The 19,052-nt window shown below is 73.7% G+C and carries 15 protein-coding genes, 1 pseudogene and 1 riboswitch; of the genes and pseudogenes, 9 read left to right on the top strand and 7 right to left on the bottom strand.

The features are described 5' to 3' along the window. The first annotated feature begins 37 nt into the window (after positions 1 to 37). Entirely contained in the window at positions 38 to 2,050 is a 2,013-nt protein-coding gene (locus AC5K6T_RS01495) for an ABC transporter permease subunit (RefSeq protein ID WP_493204919.1), read from the top strand. An 80-nt stretch (positions 2,051 to 2,130) separates the two neighbouring features. Further along, positions 2,131 to 3,090: an ABC transporter substrate-binding protein gene (locus tag AC5K6T_RS01500; protein WP_493207276.1), complete on the top strand. Its 960-nt coding sequence runs from the start codon at positions 2,131 to 2,133 to the stop codon at positions 3,088 to 3,090. A 118-nt stretch (positions 3,091 to 3,208) separates the two neighbouring features. On the opposite strand, the gene AC5K6T_RS01505 is transcribed toward AC5K6T_RS01500, so the two are convergent. Together AC5K6T_RS01505 and AC5K6T_RS01510 are read right to left on the bottom strand one after the other, a co-directional pair. After that, entirely contained in the window at positions 3,209 to 3,439 is a 231-nt protein-coding gene (locus tag AC5K6T_RS01505; protein WP_493204920.1) for a DUF7848 domain-containing protein, read from the bottom strand. After that, complete coding sequence (locus AC5K6T_RS01510; RefSeq protein ID WP_493204922.1) at positions 3,436 to 3,714, bottom strand: hypothetical protein; 279 nt, start codon at positions 3,712 to 3,714, stop codon at positions 3,436 to 3,438. The genes AC5K6T_RS01505 and AC5K6T_RS01510 overlap by 4 nt, the downstream gene beginning before the upstream one ends. 365 nt (positions 3,715 to 4,079) lie before the next feature. Here AC5K6T_RS01510 and AC5K6T_RS01515 point away from each other — a divergent pair, with 365 nt between their 5' ends. Then, a complete protein-coding gene (locus AC5K6T_RS01515; RefSeq protein ID WP_493204923.1) occupies positions 4,080 to 5,300 on the top strand; it encodes a helix-turn-helix transcriptional regulator in 1,221 nt (406 codons plus the stop codon). Positions 5,301 to 5,506: 206 nt separating this feature from the next. Here AC5K6T_RS01515 and rocD read toward each other — a convergent pair whose 3' ends face one another. Next, entirely contained in the window at positions 5,507 to 6,712 is a 1,206-nt protein-coding gene (gene rocD, locus AC5K6T_RS01520; protein ID WP_493204925.1) for an ornithine--oxo-acid transaminase, read from the bottom strand. A gap of 103 nt (positions 6,713 to 6,815) precedes the next feature. Further along, a riboswitch (ZMP/ZTP riboswitch) is annotated at positions 6,816 to 6,904 on the top strand. A gap of 36 nt (positions 6,905 to 6,940) precedes the next feature. On the opposite strand from rocD, the gene AC5K6T_RS01525 reads away from it, so the two are divergent. The 3 genes from AC5K6T_RS01525 to AC5K6T_RS01535 all read left to right on the top strand — a co-directional run bounded on the left by AC5K6T_RS01525 (position 6,941) and on the right by AC5K6T_RS01535 (position 10,744). Then, on the top strand, positions 6,941 to 8,392 hold the full coding sequence (locus AC5K6T_RS01525) for a glycine hydroxymethyltransferase (protein WP_493204926.1): 1,452 nt from the start codon (positions 6,941 to 6,943) through the stop codon (positions 8,390 to 8,392). Between the two features lie 335 nt (positions 8,393 to 8,727). Then, a complete protein-coding gene (trpS, locus tag AC5K6T_RS01530; protein ID WP_493204927.1) occupies positions 8,728 to 9,804 on the top strand; it encodes a tryptophan--tRNA ligase in 1,077 nt (358 codons plus the stop codon). A 355-nt stretch (positions 9,805 to 10,159) separates the two neighbouring features. After that, on the top strand, positions 10,160 to 10,744 hold the full coding sequence (locus tag AC5K6T_RS01535; protein ID WP_493204929.1) for a 2'-5' RNA ligase family protein: 585 nt from the start codon (positions 10,160 to 10,162) through the stop codon (positions 10,742 to 10,744). Positions 10,745 to 10,867: 123 nt separating this feature from the next. Here the strand turns inward: AC5K6T_RS01535 and AC5K6T_RS01540 are convergent, their stop codons facing one another. After that, the gene (locus tag AC5K6T_RS01540; protein ID WP_493204931.1) at positions 10,868 to 12,235 is read right to left on the bottom strand and encodes an FAD-binding oxidoreductase; all 1,368 of its coding nucleotides are present in this window, start codon (positions 12,233 to 12,235) and stop codon (positions 10,868 to 10,870) included. Positions 12,236 to 12,530: 295 nt separating this feature from the next. On the opposite strand from AC5K6T_RS01540, the gene AC5K6T_RS01545 reads away from it, so the two are divergent. After that, positions 12,531 to 13,460, top strand: coding sequence for a YihY/virulence factor BrkB family protein (locus tag AC5K6T_RS01545; protein ID WP_493204933.1), 930 nt, complete (start codon positions 12,531 to 12,533; stop codon positions 13,458 to 13,460). On the opposite strand, the gene AC5K6T_RS01550 is transcribed toward AC5K6T_RS01545, so the two are convergent. Then, positions 13,414 to 14,718 (bottom strand): D-alanyl-D-alanine carboxypeptidase family protein, encoded by a 1,305-nt coding sequence (locus AC5K6T_RS01550; RefSeq protein ID WP_493204935.1) that lies wholly within the window; start codon positions 14,716 to 14,718, stop codon positions 13,414 to 13,416. The two genes, AC5K6T_RS01545 and AC5K6T_RS01550, sit on opposite strands and share 47 nt — an antisense overlap. Positions 14,719 to 14,812: 94 nt before the next feature. Between AC5K6T_RS01550 and AC5K6T_RS01555 the strand changes: the two genes are divergently transcribed. Both AC5K6T_RS01555 and AC5K6T_RS01560 read left to right on the top strand, forming a co-directional pair. Then, the gene (locus AC5K6T_RS01555; RefSeq protein WP_493204936.1) at positions 14,813 to 15,052 is read left to right on the top strand and encodes an SCO4848 family membrane protein; all 240 of its coding nucleotides are present in this window, start codon (positions 14,813 to 14,815) and stop codon (positions 15,050 to 15,052) included. Between the two features lie 825 nt (positions 15,053 to 15,877). Further along, the gene (locus AC5K6T_RS01560) at positions 15,878 to 17,419 is read left to right on the top strand and encodes an ABC transporter substrate-binding protein (protein WP_493204937.1); all 1,542 of its coding nucleotides are present in this window, start codon (positions 15,878 to 15,880) and stop codon (positions 17,417 to 17,419) included. 96 nt (positions 17,420 to 17,515) lie between these two features. Here the strand turns inward: AC5K6T_RS01560 and AC5K6T_RS01565 are convergent. Beyond that, positions 17,516 to 18,124, bottom strand: a pseudogene (locus tag AC5K6T_RS01565) (Uma2 family endonuclease). 90 nt (positions 18,125 to 18,214) lie between these two features. After that, positions 18,215 to 18,949 carry a TetR family transcriptional regulator gene (locus AC5K6T_RS01570; RefSeq protein ID WP_493204939.1) on the bottom strand — a complete coding sequence of 245 codons (735 nt, stop codon included), beginning with the start codon at positions 18,947 to 18,949 and terminating at the stop codon, positions 18,215 to 18,217. Between the last annotated feature and the right edge of the window lie 103 nt (positions 18,950 to 19,052).

The following is a 19,052-nucleotide window of genomic DNA, read 5'->3' on the forward strand; positions in this document are numbered from 1 at the left end:
CCCGGAGCGCCGTCACGCATAGCGGGGGGTGGACCGCATGAGCGCCGTCGTCACCCCCGCCCCGCCGCGCCGGCCCCCGGCCGAGGAGTCCACCGGCACCACCCGGCTGTCGCCGCTCACCCACCCGCTGGTGCGCCGGATGCTTCCGCTGCTGGCCGCCGCCGTCGTGCTGGTGCCGCTCGCCGCCGTGCTGTGGGGCAGCGGCGGCTGGCCCGACCAGCTGACCGTCGACGTCAAGTCCCCCCTGGACGACGCCTACAGCTGGGTCGTGCACAACCGGGACACCAACCCGGTGTTCCTCTACTTCCTGCTGCACCTGAGCAACTGGGCCGACGGCTCGGTCGCCTGGACCAGCGACCTGCTGCAGACCCTCGGCTGGGCGCCGGTGATCACCGTCGCCGTGCTGCTGTCCTGGCGCATCGGCGGTCTGCGCGACCGGCGCGGGCTGAAGCTCGCCGGCGTCACCTTCGCCGCGTTCGCGGTGTGCGGCGTGCTCGACATGTGGCACGCCACCATGGAGACGCTGGCCCTGATGTCGGTCGCGGTCACGGTCTCCGCCGTGATCGGCGCCCTGCTCGGGCTCGCCGCCGGGCTCTCCGACCGCTTCGAGCGGATCCTGCGCCCGGTGCTCGACACCATGCAGATCATGCCGGCGTTCGCCTACCTGCTGCCGCTGGTGCTGCTGTTCGACATCGGCGTACCGTCCGCGCTGATCGCGACGATCATCTACGCCGCCCCGCCGATGGCCCGCCTGACCGCGCTCGGTCTGCGCGGAGCCGACCAGGGCGTGATGGAGGCCGCCGAGTCGCTGGGCACCAGCCCGGCGCAGCGGCTGCTGACCGCGCGGCTGCCGCTGGCCCGCAAGGAGATCCTGCTCGGCCTCAACCAGACGATCATGATGGCGCTGTCGATGGTCACCATCGCGTCCGTGATCGGCGCCGGCGGCCTCGGCGAGGAGGTGTTCCGGGCGCTGTCCACCGTCGACGTCGGCCAGGCCCTCGCCGCGGGCATCCCGATCGTGCTGCTCGCCGTCTGGCTGGACCGCATCACCGCGGTGGCCGGCGAACGGCTCGGCGGGGGCGCCGCCCCGGCTGGCTCCCGCTGGCTGCACGGTGTGCGCGCCTGGGCGGTGGCGGCCGTGACGGCCGCGGTGGCGGGCACCGTCGGCTGGCTGCTGCTGATCGCCGAGTGGCCCGAGGCGTGGACCGCGGACATCGCCCGCCCCGTCAACACCTTCGTCGGCTGGTGCACCGACCACCTCGCCGAGGGCGTGCCCGTCGTCGGCGGCACCCGCACCTGGGCCGACAACTTCACCACCTGGGTGCTCGACCCGCTCCGCGACCTGCTCACCTCGACCCCCTGGTGGGCGCTGGTCCTGCTGGTCGCCGTACTGGCCCTGCTGGCCGGCGGCTGGGGCGCGATGTGCACGGCCGCCCTGGCGATGGCCGGCGTCGGCGTGATCGACGTGTGGGACCACTCCCTGGACACCCTGTCCCAGGCCATCGCGGGCGTCGCCGTCACGCTCGTCCTCGGCTTCGCGATCGGCGTGGCCGCCGCCCGCGTACCCCTGCTGGAACGGCTGCTGCGGCCCGTGCTGGACACCCTGCAGACCCTGCCGCAGTTCATCTACCTGATCCCGGTGGTGGCCCTGTTCAACGTGGGCCGTTCCGCCGCCGTCGCCGCGGCCGTGCTGTACGCGCTGCCCGCCGTCGTCCGGATCACCATCCAGGGCCTGCGCCAGGTCGACGGCGCCACCCTGGAGGCCGCCCGCTCCATGGGCGCCAGCACCTTCCAGCAGATCCGCCAGGTGCAGGTGCCGCTGGCCCGGCCCGCGCTGATGCTCGCCCTCAACCAGGGCGTGGTGCTGGTGCTGGCCATGGTCATCGTCGGCGGCTTCGTCGGCTCCGGCGCCCTCGGCTACGACGTCGTCTACGGCCTGCAGAAGAGCCAGCTCGGCGTCGGCCTCACCGCGGGTGTCGCGATCGTGCTGCTCGGCCTGGTCCTGGACCGCACCACGCAGCGCTCGACCCGCCCGTCCGGCTCCCGCTGACCGGCATCCGCCCCCGTCTGTCCCCGCCGTCCCGCAGGACCCACCCTCCTGCTCGACCGAACGAGAGAAACACACCCATGATGAACAGAAAGCACCTCCTCCGCGCCGCCACCGCCACCGTCGCCGTCCTCGGCGTCACCGGCCTCAGCGCCTGCAGCGCCGCCAAGACCGACGCCTCGTCGGGCGGCTCCGACACGGTGACCATCGCCGTTCCGTCGTGGGTCGGCGCCGAGGCCAACGCCGCCGTCGCCAAGTACATCCTGGAGAACGAGCTCGACACCGAGGTCAAGCTGACCCAGCTCGACGAGTCGGTCGCCTTCGACGCGCTCAACAGCGGCAAGGCCGACGCCCTGCTGGAGGACTGGGGCGGCGCGCCGAAGAAGGTCAAGCTGTACGTCGAGGACAAGAAGTCCGTCGTCGAGGGCGGCGACCTCGGTGTCACCGGCCACATCGGCTGGTTCGTGCCGAAGTACCTCGTCGACGAGCACCCGGACATCACCGACTACAAGAACCTCAACAAGTACGCCGACCTGTTCAAGACCGCCGAGAGCGGCGACAAGGGCCAGCTGCTGGAAGGCTCGCCGTCGTACACCACCAACGACGACGCGATCATCAAGAACCTGAAGCTGGACCTCAAGACGGTCTACGCCGGCTCCGAGGCCGCGCAGATCACCCAGATCCGCGAGAGCTACAAGGCCGAGAAGCCGTTCATCAGCTACTGGTGGACGCCGCAGTGGCTGAACTCCCAGCTCGACCTGGTCGAGGTCAATCTGCCCGCCTACGAGGAGGGCTGCGACTCCGACCCGGCGAAGATCGCCTGCGGCTACGCCGAGACCCCGCTGCAGAAGTACCTCAGCGCGGACTTCACCGAGAACAACGAGAAGGCCGCGGAGTTCCTGAAGAACTTCAAGTGGACCAACGAGCAGCAGAACGAGGTCGCCGCCCTCATCGCCGACAAGAAGATGAGCTCGGAGAAGGCCGCCGAGCAGTGGGCCAAGGACAACGAGGACGTCTGGAAGGCGTGGCTCCCCAAGAGCTGACCCCCGCCGCGGAGCGGCCCCGCCCCGCGACCAGGCTGACCGGCCGGGCACCCCACCTGCGTGGGGAGCCCGGCCGTCCGGCGTTCCCGGGGGACGCGCGGCAGGGCCCCCGGTCGTCTCACTCCTCCCGCGTCACCCGGGCCAGATCGGTCACCACCCGGCGGAACAGGTTGTGCCCGGGGTTGCGCCCGGTGTGCCGCAGGCACCAGTCCAGGACCGCCTCCTGAGCGGGCCGCGGCCCGGACCCCGCACCGCAGCCCGGCGCCGCGCAGCACGCCTCGAACACGGCCCCGCCCTCGGGGACATGCCGGATCGTGTGCGGCACGAACCGCAGCACCGCCCGGGTCACGCCGGGCCTCCGGTCAGCCGCTCGTACCACTCCGCCTGCGCCCTGACCTCGGCGGACAGCTCGGCCCAGGTGGCGGCGGACACGGTCCGGCACAGCGGATGCGCCGCCCCGCCCCACTCCGCCTTCAGCGCGTCCACCGGGTACGGCGACACGGCGTACCAGTACGGGGCGTCCCGCCCGTCGGCCCGCGAGGAGAAGGCACGCCAGCCGCGCGGCAGACCCGCCCCGGGCTCCGCCCCCGGGCCGGCGCGCCCCTGCCCCTGACCCGGCGTCACCGCCCGCCCCCCTGCCCGGCGCACCCCGCGTGCCAGTACGCCGCGACCCCGCGCGGCAGTATGCCCCGACGGCACCTCTCCAGGCTCCCGATCACCTCCCCGCACGCCGGGCAGACCTCCCCGGCCGGGGCGTAGGTGGTGTACTCCCACCGGCGTGCGTCGGTGTCCGTGCCGGTCCCCGGCTCGCATCCCGCACTCCGCGGGCACCGCGTACCGTCTGCCATCGCTGCCTGACTCCTTCGGGTGGTCCACGCCCGCGCACCGTCGGCCGTCGCGGGGGCACTTGCTGCCGGTTGGAGCCTCCCGCCCCCGCGAGGGTCCGCACAGCGGCCACACGTAGGCCCGCTGTCGGCCAGAATGAGGGGATGACCAGCCTCATCGGGGCCAACATCCGGCGGTACCGGGAACAGCGCGGGTGGAGCCAGGCCCGCCTGGCACACGAGGTCTGCCGCGTCGCGGCCGTACGGGGCGAACCGGTCGGCCGTCAGGAGATCTCCCGCTGGGAGACGGGGAGGCGCACACCGCGCGAGTGGTTACCGGCCCTCGCCACCTCCCTCGGCGTCCCCGTGGAAGCCCTGCGGGCGCCGCAGGAAGCCCCGCCCCCCGCCCCGCCGCCGGCCCTCGCCGACCTCCTGCCCGGCAACGATCCGCTGGGCGCGCCCGGCACCCGCACCGGGCGGCGTATCGGCATCGGGCAGGTCCACGACCTCCAGCAGCGCGTGCACGGACTCAGACTGGCCGACGACGTGCTGGCCGGGGGTGACCTGATCCGGCCCGCGCTCCGGGAGCTGCGCTCCGCCGTACGGCTCTACCGGGAGGGCGCGCACACCGCCGAAACGGGACGGCAACTCCTGCGGCAGATCGGCGAGCTGGCGCAGATCGCCGGGTGGATCGCGAGCGACGCCGGACAGCACGAGGACGCCGAGCGCATCTACCGGCTGGGAATCGGCGCGGCCCGGCAGGCCGAGGACCACACGCTCGCCGGCAACCTCGCCGGTTCGCTCGCCTACCAGATGAGCAACACCGGCCGGGCCGCCGAAGGCCTGGCACTCGCCCGGGCGGCGTTCCACGACAGCAGGGCCGAAGCGCCCCCGAAGGCCCGCGCCCTGTACCTCGACCGCATCGCATGGGCGCACACCAAGGCAGGCGGCGGGCACCACGGCGGCCAGCAGGCCGTGCGAGCGCTGGGCGAGGCCGCCGAAGCCCTCGGTGAGCACAGTGACGGCACCGAGTCCCCGGCCTACTTCTACTGGGTCGACGCCGGTGAACTGCGCGTCATGGAGGCCCGCGTCCACACCGAACTGCACCGTCCGCTGCGTGCCGTGCCGCTGCTCCGGGAGGTGCTCGGCTCCTACGACGCCACGCACATGCGGGAGATGGCCCTGTACCTCTCCTGGCTCGCCGTCGCCCTCTGCGACGCCAACGAACCGGAGGAGGCCACCGACGTGGCCCGGCGAGTGATCGCGATCTCCGCCGAAGTGGCCTCCCACCGCACGGCCGAGCGGGCCCGAGCGGTCCTCACCCGGCTGCGGCACTTCGCAGGCGTACCGGAAGTCGACGCCCTGCTCGCGGAACACCCCGCCTGACACCCGTCGGCTTCCGGCCGCGCGGGTACAGGGGCCCCCGAGGCACTCGGCCGGCGGCTGTGTGCGTCACCCGGAGCAGTGCGGATCACTGGCGCAGACGCTTCAGCCGGTCGCCCAAGTGCTCAGCCATACCACCAGCGTACGGGCGCGGCGCCGGACGGTGCCGGTGGTCGGCGGGCGCACACCGGGGCCGCGGCCGACCACCCTCACCCCGTCAGCACCTCCCGCAGCTGGGACAGGCCCCAGTCCAGGTCCTCCTCGGAGATCACCAGGGGTGGCGCGATCCGGATCGTGACGCCGTGCGTGTCCTTGACCAGGACGCCCCGGTCCAGGAGGCGTTCGGAGATCTCGCGGCCGGTGCCGAGGGCCGGGGAGACGTCCACCCCGGCCCACAGCCCGCGTCCGCGCACCGCCGTCACCGCGCCGGTCCCGGCCAGGGACGCCAGCTCCCCGTGCAGCCGCTCGCCGAGCCGGGCCGCCCGCTCCTGGAACTCGCCCGTCCGCAGCATCGCGACCACCTCCGACGCCACCGCGCACGCCAGCGGGCTCCCGCCGAACGTCGACCCGTGCTCGCCCGGCCGGAACACCCCGAGCACCTCCGCGCTCGACACCACCGCCGACACCGGCACGATCCCGCCCCCGAGGGCCTTGCCGAGCACGTACATGTCCGGCACCACCCCCTCGTGCTCGCAGGCGAACGTCCGCCCCGTACGCCCGAGTCCGGACTGCACCTCGTCCGCCACGAACAGCACGTTCCGCTCGCGCGCCAGTTCCCGCACCGCCGGCAGGTAGCCGGCCGGCGGGACGATCACCCCCGACTCGCCCTGCACCGGCTCCAGCAGCACCGCCACCGTGTTCTCCGTCAGCGCCGACCGCATCGCCGTCAGGTCCCCGTACGGCACGATCTCGAAGCCCGGCGTGTACGGTCCGAAGTCCGCCCGTGCCGCCGGGTCCGTCGAGAAGCTGATCACGGTCGTCGTACGGCCGTGGAAGTTGCCGCTCGCCACCACGACCTTCGCCATCTCGGCCGGCACGCCCTTGACCCGGTAGCCCCACTTCCGGGCGGTCTTCACCGCGGTCTCCACCGCCTCCGCGCCGGTGTTCATCGGCAGCACCATCTCCATGCCGCACAGCTCCGCGAGTTCACCGCAGAACGCCGCGAACCGGTCGTGGTGGAACGCCCGCGAGGTGAGGGTCACCCGGTCCAGCTGCGCCCTCGCCGCGTCGACGAGCCGCCGGTTGCGGTGCCCGAAGTTCAGCGCCGAGTACCCGGCGAGCAGGTCCAGGTACCGACGGCCCTCCACATCGGTCATCCAGGCCCCCTCGGCCTCGGCCACCACCACCGGCAGCGGGTGGTACGTGGGCGCACTGTGCTCCTCGGCGGCGGCGATGAGGGCTTCGGTCGCGGTCATGGCGTCTCCCCAGGGGGTGGCAGACAGAAGGCGGGGCCTCCTTCCTACCGTCGCCCGCATGGTGGACGCGGGAGCCGCGCGCGAGGAGACGCCCGGTAGGCTGGCCGCGGGCCGTGACTGGCGTGCTGAGATGGGACCGACCATCGGGGAGCGGCCGCCTGGAGATCAGTGCCGCGCGCCTGGGCCAGCCGTGAACCGTGAACACACCCACGTACCCCGGAGGCCGCCATGCCGGAGCAGCAGCCCCTGTCCACCGAGTCCACCGCCTTCCGCGCCGCCCTCGACGTGATCCGCGCCGTCGAACCGCGGGTCGCCGACGCCATCGGCCAGGAGGTGCACGACCAGCGCGAGATGCTCAAGCTGATCGCCTCGGAGAACTACGCCTCCCCGGCCACCCTCCTCGCGATGGGCAACTGGTTCAGCGACAAGTACGCCGAGGGCACCGTGGGCCGCCGCTTCTACGCCGGCTGCCGCAACGTCGACACCGTCGAGTCCCTCGCGGCCGAGCACGCCCGCGAACTCTTCGGCGCCCGCCACGCCTACGTCCAGCCGCACTCCGGCATCGACGCCAACCTGGTCGCCTTCTGGGCCGTCCTCGCCGACCGCGTCGAGGCCCCCTTCCTGGCGAAGGCGGGCGCCCGCCAGGTCAACGACCTCACCGAGGCCGACTGGGCCGAACTGCGGCAGGCCTTCGGCAACCAGCGCATGCTCGGCATGTCCCTGGACGCCGGCGGCCACCTCACCCACGGCTTCCGCCCGAACATCTCCGGCAAGATGTTCGACCAGCGCTCCTACGGCACCGACCCCGCCACCGGCCTCATCGACTACGACGCCCTGCGCGCCCAGGCCCGCGAGTTCAAGCCGCTGATCATCGTCGCCGGCTACTCCGCCTACCCCCGCCTGGTGAACTTCCGGACCATGCGGGAGATCGCCGACGAGGTGGGCGCCACCCTCATGGTCGACATGGCGCACTTCGCGGGCCTGGTCGCGGGCAAGGTCCTGACCGGCGACTTCGACCCCGTCCCGCACGCCCGGATCGTCACCACCACCACCCACAAGTCACTGCGCGGCCCGCGCGGCGGCATGGTGCTGTGCGACGACTCCCTCAAGGACCAGGTCGACCGCGGCTGCCCGATGGTCCTCGGCGGCCCCCTCCCGCACGTGATGGCCGCCAAGGCGGTGGCGCTCGCCGAGGCCCGGCGGCCCTCCTTCCAGGACTACGCCCGGCGGATCGTGGACAACGCCCGCGCCCTCGCCGAAGGCCTCACCCGCCGGGGCGCCACCCTGGTGACCGGCGGCACCGACAACCACCTCAACCTGATCGACGTGGCCGGCTCCTACGGCCTCACCGGCCGCCAGGCCGAAGCCGCCCTGCTGGACTCCGGGATCGTCACCAACCGCAACGCCGTCCCCGCCGACCCCAACGGCGCCTGGTACACCTCCGGCATCCGCATCGGCACGCCCGCCCTGACCACCCGCGGCCTCGGCACCGCCGAGATGGACGAGGTGGCCGCACTCATCGACCGTGTCCTGACCGCCACCGAGCCCGGCACCACCAAGTCCGGCGCCCCCTCCAAGGCGGCCCACGTCCTCGACGCGAAGATCTCCGAGGAGATCGCCCACCGCGCGGGCGACCTGGTGTCCGGCTTCCCGCTCTACCCCGAGGTCGACCTCGGCTGACGGCCCGCCGCGCAGGGCGCCCGGCCCGCGGCGGCGGGCGCCGGGGCGGGCGCCGCGCGCCGTGTCCCCGTCCCGGCACCGGGCGCGGCACGCCCGCCGCCGTGCCCGCCGCTGTGCCCGGTGCGGTCCCGGCGGCACGCCCCGCCTCCCGGCGCCCCGGCGGCGTCCCCGCCCGGCGGCGCCCCGGCGGCGGTAGCCGGCCGCGGCGGACCGCGCCGGAAGCGGCCGGGCCCGGTCCGCCCGTACACCCGGCCCGGCCCTGTTACACCGCCGCAGGCGAACCGGATCCCGGCTGTTTCCGACCGGGGCCCGAGCGCTCCCCGCGACCTGAGAGAATGGTGAGCATGGCCTCTGACCGCCCCTCCGCCGCCCAGCACAGCCCCCAGGGGAACGGCACCGCCGTGCCGAGCCGTCCGCGTGTGCTCTCCGGCATCCAGCCCACCTCCGGCTCGTTCCACCTCGGCAACTACCTCGGTGCCGTCCGCCAGTGGGTGGCCCTGCAGGAGACCCACGACGCGTTCTACATGGTCGTCGACCTGCACGCGATCACGGTCCCGCAGGACCCGCAGGAGCTGCGCGCCAACACCCGCCTCGCCGCCGCGCAGCTGCTCGCGGCCGGACTCGACCCGGAGCGCTGCACCCTCTTCGTCCAGAGCCACGTGCCCGAGCACGCCCAGCTCGCCTGGATCATGAACTGCCTCACCGGCTTCGGCGAGGCCTCCCGCATGACGCAGTTCAAGGACAAGTCCGCCAGGCAGGGCGCCGAACGGGCCTCCGTCGGCCTGTTCACCTACCCGGTGCTCCAGGTCGCCGACATCCTGCTGTACCAGGCGAACGAGGTGCCCGTCGGCGAGGACCAGCGCCAGCACATCGAGCTGACCCGCGACCTCGCCGAGCGGTTCAACGGCCGCTTCGGGGACACCTTCACGATCCCCGAGCCGTACATCCTGCGCGAGACGGCGAAGATCTACGACCTCCAGGACCCGGCGATCAAGATGAGCAAGTCGGCGTCCACGCCGAAGGGCCTCATCAACCTGCTCGACGAGCCGAAGGCCACCGCCAAGAAGGTCAGGAGCGCGGTCACCGACACCGACACGGTGATCCGCTACGACGCCGAGGCCAAGCCGGGCGTCAGCAACCTGCTGACCATCTACTCCACCCTCACGGGCGCGACGATCGCCGACCTGGAGGCGAAGTTCGAGGGCCAGGGCTACGGCGCGCTCAAGACGGAGCTCGCCGAGGTCGTCGTCGACTTCGTGACACCGTTCCGGGAGCGGACCCAGCAGTACCTGGACGACCCGGAGACGCTCGACTCGCTCCTCGCCAAGGGCGCGGAGAAGGCGCGCGCCGTCGCCGCGGAGACCCTGGCGCAGGCGTACGACCGGGTGGGATTCCTGCCCGCCAAGCACTGAGCCGGGCGCGCGCCGCGCGCGCCCGCACACGCGTACGGCCGGGCCGGAGCGCTGCACATCACTCCGGCTGCGCCTGCCCGGGGCGCGGTCGTGGCCGTACAGTCGATAGCCGGACGGCCGGGCTCGCGCCCGGCCCGCCGGTATCGGCAGGCGGTACCCGCAGCACGCAAACCAGCAGCACGCAAACCAGCAGCACGCAAACCAGCAGCACGCAAGCCAGCAGCACGCAAACGCGCAGCACGTATCCCGTAGCACGTAACCCCGCAGCACGTACCGGCAGCACGTACCAGCAGCATGTGACCGGCAGCACGTACCGGCAGCCGGCCCGACAGCCGACTCGACGACAGGAGACGACGTGGGGACCGTAACGATCGGTGTGTCGATCGCGGTCCCGGAGCCGCACGGCAGCCTGCTCCAGGCACGGCGCGCGGGCTTCGGCGACGCCGCCGCTCACGGCATCCCCACGCATGTCACCCTGCTGCCCCCGACCGAGGTCGAGGCCGGTGCGCTGCCGGCGGTCGAGACGCATCTGACGCGCGTCGCCGCGGCCGGCCGGCCGTTCCCGATGCGGCTGTCGGGCACCGGCACCTTCCGCCCGCTGTCGCCGGTGGTGTTCGTCAACGTCGTCGAGGGCGCCGAGGAGTGCGCCCGGCTCCAGGCCCAGGTGCGCGACGCCTCCGGCCCGGTCCCGCGCGAGCTGCAGTTCCCGTACCACCCGCACGTCACCGTCGCGCACGGCATCGACGAGCAGGCCATGGACCGGGCCTTCGCGGAACTCGCCGCGTACGAGGCGGCCTGGCCCTGCACCGGCTTCGCCCTGTACGAGCAGGGCGCCGACGGGGTGTGGCGCAAGCTGCGCGAGCACCCCTTCGGCGGCTCGGTGGTGCCGCCGCAGGCCACGTCGCGCTCCGTCGAGCAGGGCCCGCTGCCCGCCCACTGAGCACCGGGGCGACAGCCAGCGGAACGCCCTGCGCGGCGGGTGCCGTACCCGGGACGGCACCGGGCGCGGCCCCGGTGCACCGCCTCCGCCGCGCGCTCCCCGGCCGGGGACCACGGCCGGCCCTCAGAGGGCGAGGCGGCGGGACAGTCCGGAGGCGAACACGCCGCGCGGGTCGAGCTCGGCGCGCAGGGCGCGGAACGCGTCCAGGCGCGGGTACATCACGGCGAGCAGCTCGGGCCGCAGCCGGGTGTCGTCGGCCAGGCAGACCCGTCCGCCGGCGGCGGCGACCTCCTCGTCCAGGCCGTCGAGGAAGGCGGCGAGGCCGGGCAGCCGGGCGGGCAGACCGAGCGACAGGGACCAGCCGGGGACGGGGAAGGACAGCAGACCCGGACCGGCCTCGCCGAGCCGGCGGAGGACCGGCGGGGGACCGGGGCAGCGGCGTTCGGCGATCCGGGCGACGATCCGGCGCAGGGTGTCCTCGCGGCCGTCCGGGACGGCGATCCGGTACGGCACGGCCCGGCCCCGGCCCGGCGGCCGGAGCCCGCCGTGCGGCCCGCCGAACGGGCCGCACGGGTCCGACGGATGGAGGAAGGCGTCCATCGGCTGGAGCCGCCGGGTCCGGATGCGGGGCGCCGTACGGAACCTCAGCTCGTGCAGCAGCGCTGCCGTGCGGGGACCGAACAGGTCGTCCGGAAGGAAGGCCGACACGGCCGGCACCCGGGCCGGACGGACGGCGAGCGGGTCCCGGCGCGCGCGGGCCGGCAGGGCCTGGAGGGGGGTGTGGCCGCCGCGGACCAGCACCGCCCGGCCGGCGGCCGCGCCGCGTGCGAACGGATCGAGCCGGGCGGCCGCGTAGCGGTGGCCGGGGCCGGGCGAGGCCAGTCGGGCCAGGACGTCGTCGAGGTCGCGGGCGCGCTCGGTGTCGACCGTCATCATCGAGGTCCGTACGGGGTGCAGGCGCAGCGTCGCGGTGAGGATCGCCCCGGTCAGGCCCATCCCGCCGGCCGTCGCCTCGAACAGGGGCGTGCCGGGGGCGACGGTGTGGATCTCCCCCTCGGCCGTGAGGAGTTCCAGGGCCCGCACATGGCGGGAGAAGGACCCGGCGGAGGGGTGGTTCATGCCGTGGACGTCCGCGGCGACGGCACCGCCGACGGTCGCCCGGCCGGTGCCGGGAGTCACCGGCAGGCACCAGCCCAGCGGGAGCAGCACCCTGGCCAGGCGGTGCAGGCTGATGCCCGCGTCGCACAGGACGACGCCCTCGCCGGCGTCGATGGCGTGCACGCGGTCCAGCGCGGTGAGGTCGAGGACGACGCCGCCCGCGTTCCGCGCGGCATCCCCGCGGGCCCGTCCCAGGCCGCGCGGGACACCGCCGCGGGGGCCGCAGGCGCGGACCGCGGCGACGGCCTCGGCGTAGCTGCGGGGGCGGACCGGCCGGGCGGCGCACTCGGCGGTGCGACCCCGCCCGTCGAGGGGAGCGGTGTCGGCAGACATGTCGGCGACCGTATCGCCGTACGGCGGTGACCAGTTCGGGAACATCCCTGTACTGACCAGAATGGGTGATTAATGGTATGTCGACCCATATGGCCGAAATGACCCGTGGTGCGGGGTGAACAGTGAGGGCGATGCGTCCCCGGGACGCCCGGCGCGCCCCGGGCCGCTCCGGGCGGGCCCGCGGTGAGCGCCCCGGCTCGCGGGGTACCCGCATCCGCACGAGGACCGTCGGGGCCGCCGAGGCGGGCCGGACGGACCGCACATCGGTCTTCCACACACAGGGCAGAGTCGGATCATGGACTGGCTGAAGAAGCTCCCCGTCGCCGGACCGGCGATCACCTGGCTCATGACCACGCACGCCTGGTGGTCGTACGAGCGGCTGGACCGCGTGCGGTGGACGCGGCTGGCCGCCGCGATGACGTTCGTCAGCTTCATCGCGCTGTTCCCGCTGCTCACCCTGGCCGCCGCGATCGGCGCCGCCACCCTGAGCAAGAGCCGCCAGGACGAGCTGGAGGACAAGATCGCCGAGCAGGTGCCCGGCATCTCCGACCAGCTGAACATCGGCGGACTCATCGACAACGCCGGCACGGTCGGCCTCATCGCGGGCGCCCTGCTGCTGCTCACCGGCATCGGCTGGGTCGGCTCCATGCGCGAGTGCCTGCGCGCGGTGTGGGAGCTGCCCGACAAGGAGGACAACCCGCTGCTGCGCAAGGCGAAGGACGCCGGTGTGCTGCTCGGGCTCGGCGGCGCGGTGCTGCTGACCCTCGTGGTGTCCGCGATCGCCTCCAGCGCGGTGGGCTGGATCGTCGACCTGCTGGGCATCGAGAAGGGCGGTGCCGGCAGCGTCCTGCTGCACATGGCCGCGTTCGCCGTCGCCGTGCTCGCCGACTTCCTCGTCCTGCTCTACGTCCTGACGCTGCTGCCCCGCGTCGAGCCGCAGCGCCGCAGCCTGCTGGTCGCGGCGCTGATCGGCGCGGTCGGCTTCGAGCTGCTGAAGCTGCTGCTCAGCGGCTACATCCAGGGCGTGGCGGCGAAGAGCATGTACGGCGCGTTCGGAGTGCCCGTGGCGCTGCTGCTGTGGATCAACTTCATGGCGAAGCTGCTGCTGTTCTGTGCCGCCTGGACGGCGACGCAGGACGCCGGCGCCGAGCAGGCGGCCGAGGAGGGGCCCGGCGAGGTCACCGGCGACGGCGCATCCGATCCGGCACCGGCCACCGGCGGTTGACCAGGAACACCCCGGCCGCCAGCAGCGCCAGCACACCCGCGGTGACCGCCACCGCGACGCCCGCGCCGCCGGAGCCCGAGCCGGCGGCCCCGACCGCCGCCTGCTGCCGTCCGTCCCCCGCGCCGGCGGCGGCGCCGTCGTCCGCGCCGGCCGCCCCGGTGGAGGGCGAGGCGCCGGACCCGGTGCCCGTCGCTCCCCTCGGGGCCACCAGTTCGCCGACCGGTTCGACCTTGCCGGCCGCCTTGAAGCCCCAGTCGAAGAGCCGGGCGGTCTCCTTGTAGACCTCGTTGTGGTCGCTCTTCTCCGGATTCATCACCGTCACCAGCAGCACCCGGCCGTCGCGCTCGGCGACCCCGGTGAAGGTCGCGCCCGCATTGGTGGTGTTGCCGTTCTTGACGCCCGCGATGCCCTGGTACTGCGAGATGTCGTAGTCGCCGGTCAGCAGCCGGTTGGTGTTCTGGATCTCGAAGGACTTGCGGACCGGCTTGCCCTTCTTGTCCTTCCCGGTCTCGCCGGGGAACTGGGCTCGCACCGTGGAGCAGTACTCCCGGAAGTCCTTCTTCTGCAGCCCGGAGCGGGCGAACAGGGTCAGGTCGTAGGCGGAGGAGACCTGCTCCGGGGCGTCGTAGCCGTCGGGGCTGACCACCCGGGTGTCCAGCGCCTGGAGCTCCTCGGCGTGCTCGTTCATCGCCCGGACCGTGGCGTCGACGCCGCCGTTCATCGCGGACAGCACGTGCACCGCGTCGTTGCCGGAGCGCAGGAACACGCCCAGCCACAGATCGTGCACGGTGTACGTCTCGTCCTCCTTTATGCCGACCAGGCTGGAGCCGGCGCCGACGCCCGCCAGGTCGGAGGGGACCACCTTGTGCTCCGTGCCGGGCGGCAGCTTCGGCAGCAGGGTGTCCGCGAACAGCATCTTCAGCGTGCTCGCCGGGGCCAGCCGCCAGTGCGCGTTGTGCGCCGCGAGCACCTCCCCGGACTCCGCGTCGGCCACGATCCACGACCGTGCGGTCAGGTCCTTGGGCAGCACCGGCACGCCGGGCGCCAGCTCCACCTGGGTGCCGGGCCGGCCGAGCCGGGCGCCGCCGACGGTCGACATGGCCGCCGGGGGAGTCGCCGACGCCGACGGGCTCGCCGAACCGGTCGGCGCCGGCGAGGGCGCCGCGAGGGCGGCGGGCGCGGTCAGCGGGACGGACAGCAGCGCGGCGGCGGACGCGACCAGCAGGGACCGCCTCACCGTGTTCTTGGATGCGGGCACGACCGAGAACGTACAGGCACCGGCCTGCCGCACCGCACGCCGCCCCTCCCCGCCCCCGGACCGGGCCGGGTTCCCCGACGGTGATACTGGACGTATGAAACTCAGCCGCCCCGTGTCCTGGTTCCTGCTCGCCTTCGGGGTGTGGAGCTGGTTCATCTGGATCACTTTCGTCAAGAACCTGGTCAAGGACGGCAGCGGGCTCGCCTTCGAGGACGGCGACCCGACGGGGTACTTCTGGGTGCACCTGCTGCTGGCGGTCGTCTCCTTCGTATTGGGGACGGTCATCGGCGGCATCGGGTTGCGCGGACTGCGCGCACTGCGCCGGACGTCATAACGCCGCCGCGCCCGCGCGGGCCGTACCCCGCGGGCCGTTCGCCTGCGGGCCGTTCCCTCGCGGGCCGCCCCTCTGCGGGCTGTCCCCTTCCCGGCGGCACCCGGCGGCACCCGGCGGCACCCGGCGGCACCCGGCGGCCCCGCGGCTTCTGTGGCCTCCCGCCTCCCGCGGCCTCCCGCCTCCCGCGGCCTCCCGCCTCCCGCGGCCTCCCGCCTCCCGCGGCCTCCCGCCTCCCGCGGCCTCCCGCCTCCCGCGGCCTCCCGCCTCCCGCGGCCTCCCGCCTCCCGCGGCCTCCCGCCTCCCGCGGCCTCCCGCCTCCCGCGGCCTCCCGCCTCCCGCGGCCTCCCGCCTCCCGCGGCCTCCCGCCTCCCGCGGCCTCCCGCCTCCCGCGGCCTCCCGCCTCCCGCGGCCTCCCGCCTCCCGCGGCCTCCCGCCCCGCGGCCGCCTCCTCCGCGCGCCGTACTCCCGGCAGCCGCCTCCCCGTCGCCGCCGCGCCCTGCGGCCGTACGGCCGTACCGCCCGGCGGACCCGTCACGCCCGCGGCCGTACGGCCCCTGCCCGCCCCGTGCGCGGGGCCCCTGTGCGCAGGGCTCCCACGGGCCGGCCCCCGTGTGCCGGGTCCCGCACACGGGGAGCCGGCCCGACCCGATTCGATTTGGCCGAGAACGGCCTTTGAAACGTTCCGATAACAACTTCGGGTAAGTTCTTCCTCAACCCCCCTGATGACTCTTCCGCCACTTCCGTCCGATGTGATTAATTGATCGCGGCCGCTGGGGAGGCGGTCTGGGACAGGCCTGGGGAGGGGCACGGGTGCGGTCGGTTCGCATGCGCATTCTCGTGACACTGCTGGTGATCGCGGTGGTAGGGGTGGGGGCTTGGCAGTTGCTGCCGTCCCACGACGAGAGAGACGATCCGATCACCGTCGGCACCACCGACGCGGTGACGTCGCTCGACCCGGCCGGCGCCTACGACGCCGGCTCCTGGGCTCTGTTCAGCAACGTGTTCCAGTCACTGCTGACCTTCGAGCCGGGCAGCGGCGAACCCGTCCCCGACGCGGCCGACTCGTGCGCGTTCGACGGCACCGGCCTGCGCGTCTACTCCTGCGAACTGCGCGAGGGGCTGAAGTTCCCCAGCGGGCGCGAGATGACCGCCGAGGACGTGAAGTTCTCCTTCGACCGGATGGTCCGCATCAACTCCGACGTCGGCCCCGCCTCGCTGTTCGGCACGCTCGACTCCGTCGAGGCCGACGGCCGCACCGTCACCTTCCGGCTGTCCTCCGCCGACGCCACGTTCCCGCTCAAGGTCGCCACCGGCGCCGGGGCGATCGTCGACCGCGAGAAGTACCCGGCCGACACCCTGCGCGAGGGCGACGCCGTCGACGGCACCGGCCCGTACACCCTCGCCTCCTTCACCGAGGACGAGAGCGCGGTCCTCCGGCCCAACGGCAGCTACCGCGGCGCTCTGAAGACCACCGGCAAGCCCGTCGAACTGCGCTACTTCGAGGACTCCGAGGCCCTCGGCGACGCCTGGAAGGCCCACGACGTCGAGGTCGCCGCCCGACAGCTGCCGCCGAAGACCCTCGCCGGGCTCTCCCCGAGCGACCCGGGGATCCGCTTCTCCGAGGCGGACGGCGCGGAGATCCGCAACCTCTACCTCAACACCCGCGACGGCAGGCCCCTGCACGACGTGCGCGTCCGGAAGGCCATGGCCTGGCTGATCAGCCGCGAGGACATCGCCGTCAACGTCTACGACGGCACGGTCGACCCGCTCTACTCGCTCATCCCGGCCGGCATCACCGGCCACACCACCTCGTTCTTCGACGCCTACCCCCAGCAGAGCGCTGCCAAGGCCCGCGCCCTGCTCACCGAGGCCGGCGTAAACCTCCCCGTCCGGTTCACCTACGGCTACGGCGAGGGACGGGGCGCCGCCGAGGCCGAGGCCCGCGCGATCAAGAAGCAGCTGGAGAAGGACGGACTCTTCGAGGTCACCCTCCAGGGGTACGAGTGGACCGACTTCCAGAAGCGCTGGGTGGGCGGCAAGCTCGACGCCTACGCGGTCGGCTGGGTCGCCGACTACCCCGACGCGGACACCTTCGGCGCCCCCCTCGTCGGCACCGACGGCACCATGAACACCGGCTACTCCAGCAAGACCGTCGACCGGCTCGTCCGGGAGAGCCAGCGCCACGCCGACCGGGGGGAGTCCGTGAAGTCCTTCAAGGAACTCCAGCGGGCCGTGGCCGAAGACGTCCCGGTCATCCCGCTGTGGCAGGGCAAGGAGTACGTCGTCACCAGCCTGGACGTCGGCGGCGGCCAGTACCTCTCCGACGGCACCGGCGTCTTCCGCCTGTGGCGCCTGGACTGGATCTGACGCACACGCCCGCGCGCGGAGGCCGGTTCACTCCCGGCCCCGGGCAGCCCCCGGCACACGAGGCGCAGCCGACGGGGGAGGCCGGCCCCGACCCCCTCAACCGGCCGTCGGCCGACCGGCCCTGAGGACCTGCTCCGCGTCGGGGGAGACCTTGGCACCGATCGTGTCGGGCAGCGACACCACCTCGCCGGGGGCGTGCACGCGGTGCCCCGTGTACTCGTCCCCCGGCGGGCTCGGTGAGGATGTGGAGCCGCTGGTGCGTGCGATCCACGATCACGTACACGGGGACACCGGCCCCGGCGTACGAGGCGACCTCGACGCGCAGGGCCGTCCGGAGGTTGCCGGACGTCACTGCCAGGACCAGGCGGAAGCAGGCCGGGGCGTGGCAGTTGTTCTCGGCCGGACGGTCGTCGAAGTCGGCGTCGACGACCACGAGGCCGGGGACGGCGTAGTCCTCGGCGCCGCTGGGAAGCCACAGCCCCACCCCTGCAGCACGCAGGTCTCGTCGTCGTCCGGCCCCGCCGTGACGAAGGGGCGCATGAGTTGCGTCAGCACGCGGGCGTGCGGGCCGTCCAGGGGCGGGCTCACCAGGATCTGGCCTCCGACGATCTCGACGCCGTAGCCCGGATTGCACTCCTTGAGCCGGTTTGCCTCCCCGAGGAGGGGACGGTGCTCATGGGCCCGCTCGACGGATGCTGCGGACAACACGTGCCTCCCGTGGGCTGGTGCCGAGAACGTCATCGTAGGTGCGCCGCCGCCGGCCTGTCCCGCTGCGGACCGCTCACCCGAGCGGGATCATCCGCCGTTCCCGTGGTCCGGGGCGGGGGCCGGCGCGGACCTGGTCATGCCGGGCAGGAAGTCCGTGAACAGTTCGTGGACCTCGCGGACCAGGGGGCGCAGGACCCGGAATCGGGAGAGGGCCACTCCGCGGGCGGTCAGCCGGGCGCCGCGCCGGGCGAGGCGGTAGCTGCGCTCGCGGCCCCCGGTGCGGTCGAAGATCCAGTACAGCACCAGGCCCATCTGGGAGAGCCACATCAGTTCGGGCAGGGCGTCCCGGAGTTCCTCCGGGACCCTGGTGCGGGTCGCACCCGCCAGCACCTCCCGGTGCACCGCGACCGCCTCCGCCCGCGCGTGCTCCGACTCGGGCGAGAAGGGGCTGAGCGGGCTGTCCGGGTCGGCGGCGTTCTTGAAGAACTGCACCGCGAACTCGTGGTACGGCGTGGCGATGTCCAGCCACGCCGTGAGCACGCCCGCGAGGCGCGCCTCCAGGTCGGTCTCGCGGGCCAGGACCTCCCGGACCGCCGCCCGGTGCTCGGCGGCGATCCGGTCGTAGAAGCCCTGGATCAGGTGCTCCTTGCCCTCGAAGTAGTAGTACGCGCTACCGACCGAGACCCCGGCCTCGCGGGCGATGGCCCGCATGGTCGTCCGGTCGTAGCCCTGTTCCTGGAACAGCCGCATGGCCGTCCGCAGGATCAGCGCGCGGGTCTGCTCGGACTTGCTGGGCTCGGGACGGTCGTTCTTCGAGGGCACACGTTGAGCCTAGGCTCTCGGCCGGAGGCGCCGGGACCGGGCCGCCGGCCGGCCGGCGGCAGGGGCGCCGTCGGCCGGCCACGCGGTCCCTCGCGCCCCGTCT

Source organism: Streptomyces sp. B8-7 (assembly GCF_058833805.1).

Coding starts and splice junctions, on each gene's coding strand:
- AC5K6T_RS01495 (WP_493204919.1), top strand. CDS start 38: ATGAGCGCCGTCGTCACCCCCGCCCCGCCGCGCCGGCCCCCGGCCGAG.
- AC5K6T_RS01500 (WP_493207276.1), top strand. CDS start 2,131: ATGAACAGAAAGCACCTCCTCCGCGCCGCCACCGCCACCGTCGCCGTC.
- AC5K6T_RS01515 (WP_493204923.1), top strand. CDS start 4,080: ATGACCAGCCTCATCGGGGCCAACATCCGGCGGTACCGGGAACAGCGC.
- rocD (WP_493204925.1), bottom strand. CDS start 6,712: ATGACCGCGACCGAAGCCCTCATCGCCGCCGCCGAGGAGCACAGTGCG.
- AC5K6T_RS01525 (WP_493204926.1), top strand. CDS start 6,941: ATGCCGGAGCAGCAGCCCCTGTCCACCGAGTCCACCGCCTTCCGCGCC.
- trpS (WP_493204927.1), top strand. CDS start 8,728: ATGGTGAGCATGGCCTCTGACCGCCCCTCCGCCGCCCAGCACAGCCCC.
- AC5K6T_RS01540 (WP_493204931.1), bottom strand. CDS start 12,235: ATGTCTGCCGACACCGCTCCCCTCGACGGGCGGGGTCGCACCGCCGAG.
- AC5K6T_RS01545 (WP_493204933.1), top strand. CDS start 12,531: ATGGACTGGCTGAAGAAGCTCCCCGTCGCCGGACCGGCGATCACCTGG.
- AC5K6T_RS01555 (WP_493204936.1), top strand. CDS start 14,813: ATGAAACTCAGCCGCCCCGTGTCCTGGTTCCTGCTCGCCTTCGGGGTG.
- AC5K6T_RS01560 (WP_493204937.1), top strand. CDS start 15,878: ATGCGCATTCTCGTGACACTGCTGGTGATCGCGGTGGTAGGGGTGGGG.